This is a genomic window from Novosphingobium sp. BL-S-33, from assembly GCF_056857025.1.
Genome location: NZ_CM166474.1, coordinates 2363892 through 2378936 on the forward strand (window position 1 = coordinate 2363892; position 15045 = coordinate 2378936).

Consider the following 15045-nt stretch of genomic DNA (forward strand, 5'->3'; position numbering starts at 1 on the left):
TGTGCTGGGGCCTGCCTGACAATATTGAGGGAGCGATTTTCCGCACCCCGCCTCAATCCTTGGCCGCGCTCGCAGGCTTGGGCACCAGAATGAGCTGGTTATTGTCCACCCGCCAACTTCCCAGCTGCGACAGCAGGTTCATGCCGATGACATTGGTTTCGACCTCGCTGTCCGGGCCGATGGCGACGGGCAGGGAGGTCGCCTCGATCGAGCCGAAGCGCAGCGAACTCGCGGTTCCCATGCGGGCGACGATAGTGCCGCCCGCCGTATCCAGCATCACGCCCTGATCGCCTTCGTCGGGCATGATGCCCGCGCGGCGGGCGGCCGATTGGGAGATGCCGGTGTAAGTGGCGCCGGTATCGATCAGGAAATTGACAGGCACGCCATTGAGCTGCGCCTCGACCCAGAAGTGGCCGTCGGTCCGCAGCGGCAGCACGGTCTGTCCGCCTTCAACGGCGGCCGGCCTCACCTGATCGAGCCAGAGCGCGGCATCCGAACGGTGCGCGCTGGTGGCAAGGCTGGCAACGGTCAGCAGAAGCGCGGCAGTGAGGGCGAGGTACGCCGTATTGCGCATGCCATGCCCAAGACGCGGGTAACGGTGGAGCAGCATGCCAGCCAGCACCGCCAGCAGGATCGCGACGATGGTCAGCGCCAGCAGCGGCTTCGCATAAAGCAGCGCTTCAAGCTGCCCGAAGTTCACTGCGCCTGCCCTGTCAGTTCCGCGTCGAGCAGCGCGTAGATGCGCGCGGCTGCGGGAAAGCCCTCGGCGATCCAGCGATCTTCGACGCGGCGCAGCACGCGGGCCACTTCAGGTCCGGCGCTGACGCCGCGCGCCACGATTTGGCCACCCTTGAGCGGGAAGGCGGGAATGTCCCACTGGCCCAGCGCTGCCGTATCGGCACCGGCGATCAGCAGCCGGTCGAGCGCGCTTTCGCGGCCCAGCCGATAGGCGAGTGCGCGCGGCTCTCCGGGCTCGTCCTCTCGCGCGGCGGCGAGGGCGAGGCGCTTTTTCTGCGCGCCAGAAAGGCGGAAGCGAGAGGCGATCTGCTCGGCCAGTGGCACGTGAGCGGGCAACAGCGCAGCAAGGCGGCGCAGCGCGTCGGGGGCGACGCCCTGTGCCTTTTCATGACCCACCAGCGCCGCAAGGGCGGCGGGATCGGCCTCGGGCAGGATCACCGTCAGCACGCCCAGCTCGGCCATGCGCGCGACAGTGGGCGCCGGATCGGGCAGACCGAGAAGGTTCATCATCTCCATGCCCACACGCTCGCGCGAAAGCCCCTTGAGCGTGGCGGCGAGTTCAGCGCAGGCACTTTCCGCTTCCTCGTCAGCGGGTTGCGAGCCAAACCGGGCCTGAAACCGGAAGTAGCGCAAGATGCGCAAGTGATCCTCGCGGATGCGCTGGCGGGCATCGCCGATGAAGCGCACGCGGCGGGCGGCAAGGTCGGCAAGGCCGCCGAACCAGTCGAAGACCTCGCCGGTCAGCGGATCGGCATAGAGCGCGTTGATCGTGAAATCGCGCCGCGCGGCGTCTTCGCGCCAATCTTCGGCAAAGGCCACCGTCGCGCGGCGCCCGTCGGTCGCGACGTCGTGGCGCAGCGTGGTGATCTCCACAGGGCCGCCGGGCAGTACGGCAGTGACGGTGCCGTGGTCGATGCCGGTGGGGATACGGTGAATCTCGGCGCTCTTCAGGCGTTCCATCACCGCGTCGGGTTCGAGCACGGTGGCCATGTCGATATCCTTGACCGGCAGGCCCAGCAGCGTGTCGCGCACGGCGCCGCCAACGTAACGGGCATTTTCGGCACCCAGCGTTTCCACCAGCGCCGCGATATCCTCCCTCCGCATCCATTCGGGCGCGATGCGGGTGGGCAGTGGTTCAGTCATTCCAGTCGAGCCTGCGGGAAAGGTTGTGAAGGATCGCCCCGGTCACGCCCCAGATGCGGTGGTCGTGCCAGTTGATCTCGACAAAGCGGTGATGGCGGTTTTCCCATTCCACCGAGCATTGCTGCTGGTTGGCGGGATCGAGAAGGTAGCTCATCGGCGCCTCGAACCACTGCGCCACTTCGGCCGGGTTCGGATGGATCGGCAGGTCGGCGGGGATCACCGCAAGTACCGGCGTGATCTCGTAGCCGCTGCCGGTGCGGTAGACGTCGCTGGTGCCCAGCACCTGCACGTCGCGCGGATGGATGCCCAGTTCCTCGTCCGCCTCGCGCAGCGCGGCTTCGATCGCGGTTTCGCCTTCGTCCAGCCGCCCGCCGGGGAAGGCGATCTGGCCGGGGTGGGCGCGCATCGTGGAGGGGCGATGGAGCAGCAGCGTGCCGGGCTTATCACGCTCGGTCAGCGTCACCAGCACGGCGGCGGGCTTGAACTCGGGAATCTCGTCGATGCGCGGATCGAGCCAGAGTTCGGGCGGCGCGTTCTTGTGCGCGGCATCGAAACGCGGGCGGAGGCGGTCGAACAGCAGGCTCATGACGGCACCAGATCGAAAGTCGCGCCCCGGCTCGTCACCGAAAGGTCGCCGCCGGAAAGCGCGATCTCGGCAAGCTGGCCGTAAGTGCTGCGGTTGAGACGGGCCTCGGCGCCATTGCGGACGGCAAGATAGAGCGCCGGTGTCTCGGGATCGCCTGCGCTGCGGATCGGGTGATCCGGCCCGGCGATGACGATATCGTCGGTATTGAGGCGGAAGACCAGCGCGTCGCCTTCTGCACGCACGTCGGTGGCGATGAAGGCGGCATCCTCGACCTCGATCGAGAGCTTCTCGGCGGGCGTGACCAGCCAGTGCCGGCCATCGTCGTCGCGCAGCAGGAGGGAAGCGAAGGCGCGGACCATGGCGGGACGGCGGATTTCACCGCCCTGATGGAACCAGCGCCCGTCGGCCATGATGCGCATTTCGCTGTCGCCCGTCTGCGCCGGCGACCATTCGGAGACCGGCGGCAGCTTGCGCGCGGCCACCAGTTCGGCCGCTTCGGCGAGCGTCAGGGCGGAGAGATCGGGCGGCACGTCATAAGGCATGGCTTTGCGATGCCAGATAGGGGCTCGCGCGCCAAGGTCCAGTGCGTGTCCGCCCGCGATTTAACGGGAAGACGCGATTATTAACGGAGCCAAGGCCCCAGCGCGCCCTCGCGCGGCAGGACGGCCGGATTGTCGCAGCGCACGAGCAGGCGGTGCCGTTCGAAGGGCCCCGGAAGCGTCCATTCGCCGGTCGCCTCGTTCGAGAAGCCCCAGAAGCGGCCGTAATAGTCGGGATCGCCGATCAGCACTTGCGGCAGCGGCGCGCGCGCGTCGATCCCGGCAAGGCTGGCCGACATCAGCGCCTTGCCGAAGCCCTTGCCCTGAAGGCCGGGAAGCACGGCCACCGGCCCCATCATGATCATCGGATGCGCGCGGCCTTCGGGGTCGGTCAGCGCGACCGGCCAGCACTGGATCGTGCCGACCAGCATCTCGCTGCCGTCCAACGCGGCGAAGGACAGCCCGGGCAGCCAATCGGTACCCGCCCGCACCTTGTAGGCGGTGCGCGTGTGTCGCTCCGGCTCGAACGCACGATCGAGCAGCGCTTCGACGAGCGCGGGATCGACATTGTCGAGCGGAATGAGCGTGGCGATATCGGACATCGCGCGGGCCGATAGGTGCGGCGCGCGGGTTTGTCGATTCAATTCATGTGAGGGGCTATCAGGTTTCCGGCGTGAGATGCAGCAGCCGGCCGGAGTCTGGAGCGGGTCCGTCCTCCAGCAGCCAGATCGATCCGTCGAGCCCCTGCTGGATCTCGCGGATGCGGTTATCGAGCGGGTAACGCGCTTCCTCCACGGCCTTTTCCCCGTCGATCCGCACGCGCACGAGGCCGGGAACGGCGAACGAGGCTATCAGGAACTGCCCTTGCCACTGCGGGAATTGCTGGCCGGTGTAGAAAATGAAGTCGCCCGGCGCGATCACCGGGTTCCAGCTGATCGCCGGGGCGGCAAGGTCGGGCCGGGTCTTGTGGCGCGGGATCGGCGTACCGTCGTAATTGTCGCCGTCCGAGACCAGCGGCCAGCCGTAGTTCTGGCCCGGCTTGATGAGATTGATTTCGTCACCGCCCGCCGGGCCGTGCTCGAGGTTCCAGAGCCGGCCCTTGTCGTCGAACACGAGGCCCAGTACGTTGCGGTGGCCGTAGGACCAGATCTGGTTGGTCGGCGCGCCCTTGTCGGCGAAGGGATTGCCGGGGGCAGGGGTGCCGTCGGGCAGCAGGCGCACGATCTTGCCGAGATTGGTGCCAAGGTCCTGCGCAGGCGTGAACTTCTGCCGCTCGCCTGAGCTGACGAAGAGGTACTTGCCGTCGGGCGAGAACACCAGGCGGTGCGAAAAGTGGCCTTCTCCCGTCACCTTGGGCACTTGCCGCCAGATCACCGTCAGGCCCTGAAGCGAGCAGCTTGCCGGTTGCGGGCAGGAAAGGGTGCCCTTGCCGACCGCCGCGCCGCGCGTATCGCCGTCGCCGGCTTCCGCCCAGCTGAGGTAGACCACGCGCCCGTTCAATGTCTTGGCATCGAGCGTCTTGCCGGTTTGGTCCGGAGCGAAGATCACATCGCCAAGCCCGCCCTGTCCGCCATAGGCGACCGTCGGCGCGCCGCTCACTTCGCCCATTGTGCCGTCAGCAAGGCGCAGGCGGATCCTGCCCTTTTTCTCGGTGACGATCATCGCGCCGGTGGCCTTGTCGATATCCATCGCCCAAGGCTCATTGAACGCGGCAACTTGCGAGACTTTGAAAGGCGCGGCATCGGACGTCGCCGCGGAAGCCTTATCCCCGGAGCCTGCCGCGCCGCAGCTTGCGAGGACGAAAGCTACGGGCGATACCGCAGCGAGGAGCGATCTGGAGGTATTCCGCTTGGTCACGTCGATTTCATCCCCTGTTGCCATTGCACCGGGCCGCCTCATCATCGGCGTGGACGAGGCAGGGCGTGGCCCCCTGGCCGGTCCGGTTGTGGCGGGCGCGGTCGTGCTGTGCAAGCCCCGGCCATCGGGGTTGGATGATTCCAAGAAGTTGTCCGGCAAGCGCCGCGCAGAACTGGAAGAGGTGATCAAGCGCCGCTGCCGCTGGGCCGTGGGCGTGGTCGGCGTCGAGGAGATCGACCGGATCAACATCTTCGGCGCAACGATGCTGGCGATGACGCGCGCGGTGGCCGCGCTCTGCGCCCAGCTTGAGCAAGACCCCCACGAAGTCCTGATAGACGGCAATATGACGCCGCACGGCCGCACGGCCGAGTGGCGCTGGAACGCGCGCGCCATTGTCGGCGGGGACGCGGTGGAACCCTGCATTTCGGCCGCCTCGATCATCGCCAAGGAGCACCGGGACCGCCTGATGCGCGAACTGGCACTGGCGCACCCGCACTATGGCTGGGAGCGTAATGCCGGTTACGGCACCGCCCAGCACCTTGAGGCGCTGCGCACCCACGGCCCGACCATTCACCACCGCCGCAGTTTCGCGCCGGTCGCTCAACTGGAGATGGCGCTTTGACCGGATTTACTGCTGCGGATGTGACCGGACAGGCCGGCAAGTGCTTTCTCGTCACCGGCGCCAATACCGGGCTCGGTTACGAGGCGACGAAAGTGCTGGCCGCGCGGGGCGCACGCGTGCTGCTGGCCTGCCGCAGCGAGGACAAGGCACGGCTGGCCATGGAGCACATCCGCATGGAAGTGCCCGGCGCCAATCTGGCCTTCGTGCCGCTCGATCAGGCGGACCTTGCCAGCGTGCGCGAATGCGCCGCGATGGTTTCGCGTGACGAGCCTCGGCTCGATGTGCTTGTGAACAATGCGGGCGTCATGATGCCGCCGCTCCAGCGTACGGTGCAGGGGCATGAATTGCAGTTCGGGGTGAACCACCTTGGCACGTTTGCACTGACCGGGCTGTTGCTGGCCAAGTTGTCTGCCGTGGATGACGGGCGCGTGGTCATCACCGCCAGCCTTGCCCACCGGCGCGGCAAGATCGACTGGGACGATCTCGACGCGCATCGCAGCTACAACCGCTCGCAGCGCTATGGCGACAGCAAGCTGATGAACCTGCTGCACATGTAGGAACTGGACCGGCGCCTGCGCGCGGCGGGCTCGCCGGTTACGGCGGTGGCCTGTCATCCCGGCGTCGCTTCCACCGAACTGGGGCGTCACTCTCTGGCCTTCCGGGCGCTGTTCCCGATTGTCGGCGTGATGCTCAACAGCGCGGCGCAAGGGGCGTGGCCCACACTTCAGGCGGCGACGGACGCCGTCGAACCGGGGCAATACTACGGTCCCCAGCGCATGGGCGAGGTTTCGGGCCCCTCGGGCGTGGCGAAGCGCAAGCCGTCCGCCACCGATCCCGAAGCGGCGCGACGGTTGTGGGACGTCAGCGCACAAACAACAGGTGTGGATTACGGCCTCGCTCCGGCCTGACGGGTCTTGTTGATAAAAAATTCCTGACGACTCCTGCGAGTCGCGAAACCCAAGATGTTGAGTCATGCGATTCGCATATGACTCGACATCTTGTGTCGGATTCGTTTTGTTCCTCTCTGCTGAACACGTGAATCACAAGGGAATCCCACGAGTCGCGCCTTGACGCTGACTCTCGAAAGACTCACTAGGGGGTCAATCCACAGTTCAATACCCCGGAGCAAACATGGGCCAGTTACTTGTCAAGCAGAAGATCCGCGCTCGCGCACCCGCGCCGACGCCGAAGGAACTGCTGCCCCTCGGCCAGATCATCCCGGGCGACTGCATCGAGGCGATGCGCACCATTCCCGACGCCAGCGTCGACATGGTCTTCGCCGACCCGCCGTACAACCTCCAGCTCGGCGGCGACCTTTCGCGTCCGGATGGCAGCCATGTGGACGCTGTCACCAATGACTGGGACAAGTTCTCCAGCTTCGCCGTCTACGACCAGTTCACCCGTGACTGGCTGACCGAGGCCCGCCGCGTGCTCAAGCCCGAGGGTTCGCTGTGGGTGATCGGTTCGTACCACAACATCTTCCGCCTCGGCGCGATCATGCAGGACATGGGGTTCTGGATCCTGAACGACATCGTGTGGCGCAAGGCCAACCCGATGCCGAACTTCAAGGGCACGCGTTTCACCAACGCGCACGAGACGCTGATCTGGGCCTCGATGGGCGAAAAGTCGAAGTACACCTTCAACTACCGCGCGATGAAGACGCTCAACGACGAACTGCAGATGCGTTCGGACTGGGTGCTGCCGATCTGCAACGGCGCGGAGCGCCTGAAGAAGGGCGGCCGCAAGGTTCACCCGACGCAGAAGCCCGAAGCACTGCTCTACCGCGTGATGCTGGCCACCACTAATGCGGGCGACGTCGTGCTCGACCCGTTCTTCGGCACCGGCACCACCGGCGCTGTCGCCAAGCGCCTCGGCCGCGAGTGGATCGGCTGCGAGCGTGAGGGCGACTATCGCGAAGCCGCGATGGAGCGTATCGAAATGGCGCTGCCGCTCGACGAAAGCGCGCTCAAGACCATGCAGTCGAAGCGCACCGCGCCCAAGGTGGCGTTCGGCACGCTGATCGAGACCGGCTGGATCGCGCCCGGCACCGTGGTTTCGGATAAGAAGAACCGCTTCCGCGCCGTCGTGCGCGCCGATGGTTCGCTGGTGGCGGAGGACAAGGCGATCGGTTCGATCCACGGCCTCGGCAAGGAACTCCAGGGCGCGCCTTCGTGCAATGGCTGGACGTTCTGGCACCTTGAGCATGAAGGCCAGGTCAAGCCGATCGACGCGATCCGCCAGCTTTACATCCTCGCGACCGAGCCCTGATCGGGGCCTGGGGAACACCTGACTTTCCTCCTTCCGTCATCCTGAACTTGTTTCAGGATCCATCCCTCAGCCTGTGCCGGGGGTGGTCAGCCAGCCGACAGGTCGGCTCGAAATTCGCGACGCTTCAGCCTCCGCTGCCCGATGGATCCTGAAACAAGTTCAGGATGACGGGTATGCGGAGGCGCGAGGTTTAGCGAGAGGTGATGGGCCCAAAACCGGGCTGGCCCTCGAAACCTGTTCTGCGTGGCCCGCGCAACCGCTAAGGGCCGCCCATGACTCGCAAGATCTACATCCAGCCGATCGCCTTCGCCCAGAGCCCGCAGAGCGAGGAGGGCGAGGCGGTCCGTCTCGCCGGTTCGCTGGTCTGGGCCAGCCGCTTTGCGCTGATCCTGCGTGAGAACGGCAAAGTGATCTCGCGCCAGCGGCTGGGCGCGGCCGAAGTGCCCGGCGCGCTCGCGGCCTTGCCCGGCGACCTTGCGGCGATGGCCGAGGTCCAGTGGGCGAATTTGCGCAAGGTCCACGCCCCGCTCCAATGCGGCGCGCGCACGATCCGCCTTGAACAGCCGCAAGTCGCGGGCATTCTCAACATGACGCCGGACAGCTTCTCCGACGGAGGCTCGTTCCTCGACAAGCCGGACGTCGCGTGGGAACACGCCGCCGCCATGCTGGAAGCGGGCGCGGCGATGGTCGACATTGGCGGCGAATCCACCCGTCCCGGTGCCGGCGCGGTCTGGGAAGGGGACGAGATCAAGCGCGTGGTGCCGATGGTTGGGCAACTCGCGGCGATGGGTGCGGCGATCAGCATCGACACGCGCCGTCCCGCCGTGATGGAAGCGACGCTCTCCGCCGGCGCGCACATCATCAACGACGTTTCGGCCTTGCGCTACGATCCGCGCAGTCTTGGCCTCGCGGCGGCTTCGGGCGCGCCGGTGGTGCTGATGCACGCGCCGGGGAAGGCGGACGACCTCCATTCCAACGGCGACTATGCCGATGTCGTGCTCGACGTCTACGACTGGCTCGAACAGCGCCGGGACGAGGCGCTGGTGGCAGGCGTACGGCCGGAAAATATCCTGCTCGATCCCGGTGTCGGCTTCGGCAAGACGGTGGCCGAGAACCTCATGCTGATGAACGGCCTCGCGATCTTCCACGCGCTGGGCCACCCGCTCTACGTCGGCGCCAGCCGCAAGCGCATGATCGGCGCGCTGTCCAACGAGGCGGCCGCGCATGACCGTCTTGGCGGCTCGCTGCTGCTGGCGATCAAGGCGATGGATGCCGGAGCGCACATCCTGCGCGTCCACGACGTGCGCGAGACGGTGCAGGCGGTCCATGTCTGGCGCGGCCTGCGCGACGCGGCGCTGACGGATTTCGCGCAGTTGCCCCAATGACCCGCGCTGCGGATAGCCTTGCTCGCCGATGAACGGCGTCCGGCCATGTGTCGACACGTAAACGCATGATCTGACGCCATTTCGGATCGTCCGGAGCGCTGCCCGGTTCGTCCCACAGTCCTGACGAAAATCGCCGTTCGGTTCGTTACTCCCCCGAACCGACCGAAAGGTGTGAGGCCCGTTCTCTCGCACCCCAAAGCGAAAGGGAGATATCCCATGAACAAGACCATTCTGTTTCGTACCGCTCTCGCCGTCATGGCGGTGGTGCCCGCGAGCGCCGCACTGGCCGTACCGACGATGTACGAACACGAAGTCGCCCGCGGCGAGGAAGCCCGGATCATCGAAAGCCCGATTGGCGGCATCCTCAACAGCAAGTGGTACGACTACCGCATCAACGTCACCGAGACGCGCAAGGAACTCGCCAGCGATCTGCGCCACGCCACCGATATCGAGGATCAGCGCGACGCCTACAGTGAATATGCCAGCGAGCTTTTCAAGGAACGCGGCAAGTACGTGAAGTACATGAGCAAGCGCGGTTACCGCGTGCCGCAGGTCTATCTCGAAAGCCTGTAAGCGCCGGTAGCCAGCCACCGTTTGGGGGCAGCCCCGCAAGGGGCGGCGACCCCGGAGCCCCGGCTCCGGGGTCGCCTATTGTCAGGCGGCGTTGTCGATGCCGAGTTCGCCCAGCTTGCGATAGAGCGTGGAGCGGCCGATGCCGAGCCGCCGCGCCACTTCGGTCATGCGGCCCCGGTAGAGCCCGATGGCCAGGCGAATGACGTCGGCCTCGATCTCTTCCAGCGGCCGCAAGTGACCGTCGGCGGTATAGAGCATCACGCCCGAGCTTTCCTGTCGCGGATTGCCGGCAACCGTCGCGGGGCCGGACCCGAGGATATTGAGAAGCTGCGGGAAATCGTCCGAAGTCAGCGCATCGCCGTCGCAGAACACGGCGGCGCGGAACAGCACGGCCTGCAACTGGCGCACGTTGCCCGGCCAGTCGTATGCTGCGAGCAGCGAGAGCGCACCGTCGGTGATGCCCAGTTCCCGCAGCCCCGGCTGCTCGCCGATGCGCGCAAGGAAGAAGCGGGAGAGTGCGGGAATGTCACCGGTCCGTTCGCGCAGCGGCGGGAGATCGACCTTGGTGGGCGAAAGCGCTTCGTACAGCTCGGGCAGGAACTCGCCGATATCGACAAGGTCCTGCAAGGGCATGTTGCTGGCGGCGATGATGCGCACGTCGATGCGGAACGAATGGCGCGCACCAATCGGGCGCACGTCGCTCTTGCGGATCGATTCGAGCAAACGCTCCTGCACGCTCAGCGGTAACTGGTCGATCTCATCGAGCGCCAAGGTGGCGCCGTCGCAATGCTGCAAGGCGCCGATCTGCTGCTCGAAAGCGCCGGGGAAGGCGCCTTTCTCATGGCCGAACAAGTTGGATTCGATCGAATTGGCGGCAAGGCCGGTAATATTGACCAAGCGCAGTGCTCCGCGCGAACGCGGGCTGGCGGCGTGCATGGCGCGGATCAGCACTTCCTTGCCGGTGCCGCTCTCGCCCTCGACCAGCACGTGCCCATGCCCGCGCGCGGCCTTGGCAGCCACGGCGAGTGCCTTGCGGAAGTTGGGAGAGGCCCCGATCATCGATTCGAAATCGGGGTTGGAGGGCATCTTCTCGGTCAGCGGTGCCAGTTCGTCGCGCGGGGCCTCGCGCGTGGTGGCGGAGCGCAGCGCGTGCATCAGCCGGTCCGGTGCGATGGGCTTGACCAGATAATCGGTCGCCCCCGCACGCATCGCCTCCACCGCGAGCAGCGGCGAGGTATTGGCGGTGAGCATCAGAATCGGCAGCGCCGGGCGGCGCGATTTCAGCTCGGCAATCAGCGCGCAGGCGTCTTCGCCGGGCACCCATTGGTCGAGGATGATGGCCGAAAGCTGCATGCCCTGACGGGTGCCGAGCGTGGCAATCGCGGTCTCGGGATCGCGCGCAATCAGCGTTCGCCAACCCTCCCGCGCGGCGAGCGCCGAGATCAGACGGCTCTGCGCAGGCTCGTCGTCGATCAGCATCAGGAGGCGCTGTTCCGGTTCCGCCATATTCACGCCCGTCATTCGCCTCGCATTTGTGGTGACTGAGGCTTAGGGCAAACCAGTAAATACGGACTTAAGCCTGTGCCCCGTGTGCCGTCCGCGGCGAAAAATGGCAATTCCGCATGCCAATCGCCGAGACGATACGATAACGGCGCCAATAGCGTCCCGGTCGTTAGGCTTGGCACTTGAGCCGCGGACCTGACACGGTTAGATCATTGGCAATTATTCAAAATAATCACGTCGAAATCACAGCAGGGGATTTGATCCGATGACATCCGGCACGGACATCAAGGCGGCGACCGAAACCTACAACACCTTCATCAAGGCCGCGACCTGGAGCACTGGCGCCATCGTCATCATCGTCGCCGTCGTCGTCGCCATCATCGCGTCCTGACCGCGGGTGGCGGGCACCACGCGCTTCGCTGTCCTGAAAGAGCGGGCGGCGGGTGAAACGCGGGTCTCGGCAACGCCGGAGACCGTGAAGAAGCTGACCGCGCTGGGCGCGGCCGTCGCGGTGGAGAGCGGCGCGGGGCTGGCAGCCAGCATTTCCGACGCGGACTATGCGGCGGCCGGGGCCGAAGTCGGCCCGGCGGCCGAGGTGCTGGCGGGCGCGGACATCGTGTTCGGCGTGCAGGGCCCCGATCCGGCGCTGCTGTCGGGCGTGAAGCCGGGGGCCTGGGTGGTCGCCGGGCTCGATCCTTTCGGAGCGGGCGAAAAGGGCGGACGGGCCCGGGTTTCCGCTTATGCGACGGCGGGGCTGGAAGCGCTGGCGATGGAATTCATGCCGCGTATTACACGCGCGCAGTCGATGGATATCCTTTCCTCGCAGTCGAACCTTGCGGGTTACAAGGCCGTTCTGGTCGCCGCCAATCTCTATGGCCGCGCCTTTCCAATGATGATGACCGCCGCCGGCACCGTGAGCGCGGCGAAGTGCTTCGTCATGGGCGTGGGCGTCGCGGGGCTTCAGGCCATCGCCACGGCCCGCCGCCTCGGCGCGCAAGTTTCGGCAACGGACGTGCGCTCAGCCACGAAGGAGCAGATCCTCTCGCTCGGTGCCAAGCCGATCTTCGTCGAGAACGTCGCGGGCATCGAGGGCGAGGGCTCGGGCGGCTACGCTTCCGAAATGAGCGAGGAATACCGCAAGGCGCAAGCCGAACTGGTTTCCGGTCACCTCGCCAAACAGGATATCGTCATCACCACCGCGCTGATCCCGGGGCGCGAGGCTCCGCGACTCATCACCGATGCGCAGATCACGACGATGAAGCCCGGCAGCGTGATCTTCGACCTCGCCGCGCCGCAGGGCGGCAATGTGGAAGGGTCGGTTGCCGATCAGGTGGTCGTGCGGCACGGGGTCAGGATCGTCGGCTATTCAAATACGCCGGCGCACCTTCCGGCCGACGCTTCGGCGCTCTTTTCGCGTAACCTGTTCAACTTCGTTTCGGCCTTCTGGGACAAGGAGCAGGGCAGGCCCGTGCTTGACGAGGAAATCGGCAATGCGATCCGTCTGACGCAAGGCGGCAAGGTGGTGAACGAGAGGCTGGTGGGTTGAGTGGGGGATCCCCTCGTAATTCCTCCCCTGCAAGGGGAGGGGGACCGTCCGCAGGACGGTGGAGGGGTGTCGCCCTCTCCGTGGCGCACGGCCGAAGCGGTGATACCCCTCCGTCAGCCCTGACGGGCTGCCACCTCCCCTTGCAGGGGAGGAGCTGAAATGTTGCAAGGGACGGATCGGACCGCAAGCGCCGCCCGGCGGCTCCGCCGCGAGATGACGATGCCCGAGGTCTTGCTCTGGCAGCGCCTCCGTCAGCGGCCTGAGGGTCTCAAGTTTCGCCGTCAACATCCCGCAGGAAAATACGTGGCCGATTTCTATTGCCACGAGGCACGGCTCGTTATCGAAGTGGATGGCAGTGCCCATGACATGGGCGAGAATCCCGATCGCGACAGGCTACGGGATGCATGGTTTCAGGAAATTGGCTTGCGGGTGGTCCGGATTCCGGCGTCCGACGTGTTGCGGGATGCGGGGGAAGTAGCGGCCTCGATCGTTGCGATGACACGTTGGCAGGATCCTCCCCGTGCCGGGGAGGACAAGTAAGGGCATGGATTTCGTATCGATCCTCTCGATCTTCGTACTGGCCTGTTTCGTGGGCTACTACGTCGTCTGGTCGGTGACCCCGGCATTGCACACGCCGCTGATGGCGGTGACCAACGCGATTTCCTCGGTGATCGTGGTCGGCGCGCTGGTGGCGAGCGCGGCGGCCGGCTCGCCGCTGGCCAAGTGGCTGGGCCTCGGCGCGGTGGTGCTGGCAAGCGTCAATATCTTCGGCGGCTTCGCCGTCACCGAGCGCATGCTGGCGATGTACAAGAAAAAGGACAAACCCGCGAAGGGTGAGGGGAGCAAGCCTTGATGTCGGCCCACGCGGTGAACCCCTGGGTGGCAGTGGCCTACCTTGTCGCGGGTATCTGCTTCATCCTCGCGCTGCGCGGGCTGTCCTCGCCGGCGACCAGCCGCAGGGGCAACCGCTATGGCATGATCGGCATGGCGATTGCCGTGGCGACCACGCTGCTCACGCACCAGATCGCCAGCCTGCCCGAGATCGTGGCGGCCATCGCCATCGGTGGCGGCATCGGCTTCGTGATCGCGCGCAAGATCCAGATGACCGCGATGCCGCAGCTTGTTGCCGCATTTCACTCGCTGGTCGGCCTTGCGGCAGTGCTTGTCGCGGTGGCCGCGTTTCTCAATCCGGAGGCTTTCGGAATTCTCGGAGCCGACGGCAATATCCTCTCCGTCAGCCGCATCGAAATGGCCTTGGGTGCGGCGATCGGGGCGATTACGTTCTCGGGCTCGATCATCGCCTTTGCCAAGCTCAACGGCAACATGTCGGGCGCGCCGATCCTGCTGCCCGCACGCCATGTGATCAACCTTGGCACGCTGGTAGTGATCCTCGCGCTGACCGCGCTGTTCGCTCATTCCGCGCAGGCGGGCCCCGGCGAAAACCCGATGTTCTGGGGCATCGTCGGGCTGTCCTTCGCAATCGGTTTCCTGCTCATCATCCCCATCGGCGGGGCGGACATGCCGGTCGTCGTCTCGATGCTCAATTCGTACTCGGGCTGGGCGGCGGCGGCGATGGGCTTCACGCTGCACAATACGGCGATGATCGTGACCGGCGCGCTGGTGGGCTCGTCGGGCGCGATCCTCAGCTACATCATGTGCAAGGCGATGAACCGCAGCTTCATCTCGGTGATCGCCGGCGGCTTCGGCGCCGAGGCCGGCGCAGGAGGCGGCGCGGCGCAGACTGACCGTCCGTGGAAGCGCGGCTCGGCCGAAGACGCGGCTTTCCTCATGAAAGAGGCGGAGAACGTCATCATCATCCCGGGATACGGCATGGCGGTGGCACAGGCCCAGCACGTGGTGCGCGAGATGGCGGACCAGCTCAAGAAGCACGGCGTCAGCGTGAAATATGCGATCCATCCGGTCGCTGGCCGCATGCCCGGCCACATGAACGTGCTGCTGGCCGAAGCCAATGTCCCCTACGACGAAGTCTTCGAGCTTGAGGATATCAACGGCGAGTTCGCCCAGTGCGACGTCGCTTTCATCATCGGCGCCAACGACGTGGTGAACCCCGCCGCGCGAACGGACAAGTCCTCGCCGATCTACGGCATGCCGGTGTTCGACGTGGAGAAGGCCAAGACCATCTTCTTCATCAAGCGCTCGATGGGCGGGCAAGGCTATGCCGGGGTCGACAACGACGTGTTCTACATGGACCAGACCATGATGCTGCTGGCCGATGCCAAGAAGATGGTCGAGGACATCGTCAAGGCTCTGGCGGACTGAGGCCG

The 15045-nt window shown here is 65.9% G+C and carries 18 protein-coding genes; 11 read left to right on the forward strand and 7 right to left on the reverse strand.

The window, feature by feature from the left end; all coding sequences use genetic code 11:
- Window positions 1-52: 52 nt before the first annotated feature.
- The 6 genes from AC1VVM_RS11030 to AC1VVM_RS11055 form a co-directional block, all read right to left on the reverse strand.
- Window positions 53-700: a retropepsin-like aspartic protease family protein gene (locus AC1VVM_RS11030; RefSeq protein ID WP_243652345.1), complete on the reverse strand. Its 648-nt coding sequence runs from the start codon at window positions 698-700 to the stop codon at window positions 53-55.
- A complete protein-coding gene (locus AC1VVM_RS11035) occupies window positions 697-1881 on the reverse strand; it encodes a CCA tRNA nucleotidyltransferase (RefSeq protein WP_482903972.1) in 1185 nt (394 codons plus the stop codon). Before AC1VVM_RS11035 ends, AC1VVM_RS11030 begins: the two co-directional genes overlap by 4 nt.
- Window positions 1874-2467, reverse strand: a complete 594-nt coding sequence (locus tag AC1VVM_RS11040; protein ID WP_482903973.1) for a CoA pyrophosphatase — start codon at window positions 2465-2467, stop codon at window positions 1874-1876. The genes AC1VVM_RS11035 and AC1VVM_RS11040 overlap by 8 nt, the downstream gene beginning before the upstream one ends.
- Window positions 2464-3009 carry a DUF1285 domain-containing protein gene (locus tag AC1VVM_RS11045; RefSeq protein ID WP_482903974.1) on the reverse strand — a complete coding sequence of 182 codons (546 nt, stop codon included), beginning with the start codon at window positions 3007-3009 and terminating at the stop codon, window positions 2464-2466. The genes AC1VVM_RS11040 and AC1VVM_RS11045 overlap by 4 nt, the downstream gene beginning before the upstream one ends.
- Window positions 3010-3089: 80 nt before the next feature.
- Window positions 3090-3608, reverse strand: coding sequence for a GNAT family N-acetyltransferase (locus tag AC1VVM_RS11050; protein WP_482903975.1), 519 nt, complete (start codon window positions 3606-3608; stop codon window positions 3090-3092).
- Window positions 3609-3666: 58 nt separating this feature from the next.
- The gene (locus tag AC1VVM_RS11055) at window positions 3667-4863 is read right to left on the reverse strand and encodes a PQQ-dependent sugar dehydrogenase (protein WP_482903976.1); all 1197 of its coding nucleotides are present in this window, start codon (window positions 4861-4863) and stop codon (window positions 3667-3669) included.
- On the opposite strand from AC1VVM_RS11055, the gene AC1VVM_RS11060 reads away from it, so the two are divergent.
- The 6 genes from AC1VVM_RS11060 (at window position 4856) to AC1VVM_RS11085 (ending at window position 9711) form a co-directional block, all read left to right on the forward strand.
- The gene (locus AC1VVM_RS11060; protein ID WP_243652347.1) at window positions 4856-5485 is read left to right on the forward strand and encodes a ribonuclease HII; all 630 of its coding nucleotides are present in this window, start codon (window positions 4856-4858) and stop codon (window positions 5483-5485) included. The two genes, AC1VVM_RS11055 and AC1VVM_RS11060, sit on opposite strands and share 8 nt — an antisense overlap.
- Complete coding sequence (locus AC1VVM_RS11065) at window positions 5482-6042, forward strand: SDR family NAD(P)-dependent oxidoreductase (protein WP_482955063.1); 561 nt, start codon at window positions 5482-5484, stop codon at window positions 6040-6042. Before AC1VVM_RS11060 ends, AC1VVM_RS11065 begins: the two co-directional genes overlap by 4 nt.
- A gap of 45 nt (window positions 6043-6087) precedes the next feature.
- Entirely contained in the window at window positions 6088-6393 is a 306-nt protein-coding gene (locus AC1VVM_RS11070; RefSeq protein WP_482955064.1) for a hypothetical protein, read from the forward strand.
- Between the two features lie 223 nt (window positions 6394-6616).
- Complete coding sequence (locus tag AC1VVM_RS11075; RefSeq protein WP_482903978.1) at window positions 6617-7753, forward strand: DNA methyltransferase; 1137 nt, start codon at window positions 6617-6619, stop codon at window positions 7751-7753.
- 272 nt (window positions 7754-8025) lie between these two features.
- Window positions 8026-9138, forward strand: coding sequence for a dihydropteroate synthase (gene folP, locus AC1VVM_RS11080; protein WP_482903979.1), 1113 nt, complete (start codon window positions 8026-8028; stop codon window positions 9136-9138).
- Window positions 9139-9354: 216 nt separating this feature from the next.
- Window positions 9355-9711, forward strand: a complete 357-nt coding sequence (locus tag AC1VVM_RS11085; protein WP_482903980.1) for a hypothetical protein — start codon at window positions 9355-9357, stop codon at window positions 9709-9711.
- A gap of 81 nt (window positions 9712-9792) precedes the next feature.
- Here AC1VVM_RS11085 and AC1VVM_RS11090 read toward each other — a convergent pair whose 3' ends face one another.
- A complete protein-coding gene (locus AC1VVM_RS11090) occupies window positions 9793-11217 on the reverse strand; it encodes a sigma-54-dependent transcriptional regulator (protein ID WP_132385752.1) in 1425 nt (474 codons plus the stop codon).
- A 262-nt stretch (window positions 11218-11479) separates the two neighbouring features.
- Here AC1VVM_RS11090 and AC1VVM_RS11095 point away from each other — a divergent pair, with 262 nt between their 5' ends.
- From AC1VVM_RS11095 to AC1VVM_RS11115, 5 genes are all read left to right on the forward strand, one after another.
- Window positions 11480-11605, forward strand: coding sequence for an aa3-type cytochrome c oxidase subunit IV (locus AC1VVM_RS11095; RefSeq protein WP_132385185.1), 126 nt, complete (start codon window positions 11480-11482; stop codon window positions 11603-11605).
- A 6-nt stretch (window positions 11606-11611) separates the two neighbouring features.
- Window positions 11612-12760: an NAD(P) transhydrogenase subunit alpha gene (locus tag AC1VVM_RS11100; protein ID WP_482955065.1), complete on the forward strand. Its 1149-nt coding sequence runs from the start codon at window positions 11612-11614 to the stop codon at window positions 12758-12760.
- A gap of 219 nt (window positions 12761-12979) precedes the next feature.
- Window positions 12980-13300 carry an endonuclease domain-containing protein gene (locus AC1VVM_RS11105; RefSeq protein ID WP_482956343.1) on the forward strand — a complete coding sequence of 107 codons (321 nt, stop codon included), beginning with the start codon at window positions 12980-12982 and terminating at the stop codon, window positions 13298-13300.
- A 4-nt stretch (window positions 13301-13304) separates the two neighbouring features.
- Window positions 13305-13613, forward strand: coding sequence for an NAD(P) transhydrogenase subunit alpha part 2 (locus AC1VVM_RS11110; RefSeq protein WP_132385188.1), 309 nt, complete (start codon window positions 13305-13307; stop codon window positions 13611-13613).
- A complete protein-coding gene (locus AC1VVM_RS11115; protein ID WP_482955066.1) occupies window positions 13613-15040 on the forward strand; it encodes an NAD(P)(+) transhydrogenase (Re/Si-specific) subunit beta in 1428 nt (475 codons plus the stop codon). Before AC1VVM_RS11110 ends, AC1VVM_RS11115 begins: the two co-directional genes overlap by 1 nt.
- Window positions 15041-15045: the final 5 nt, after the last annotated feature.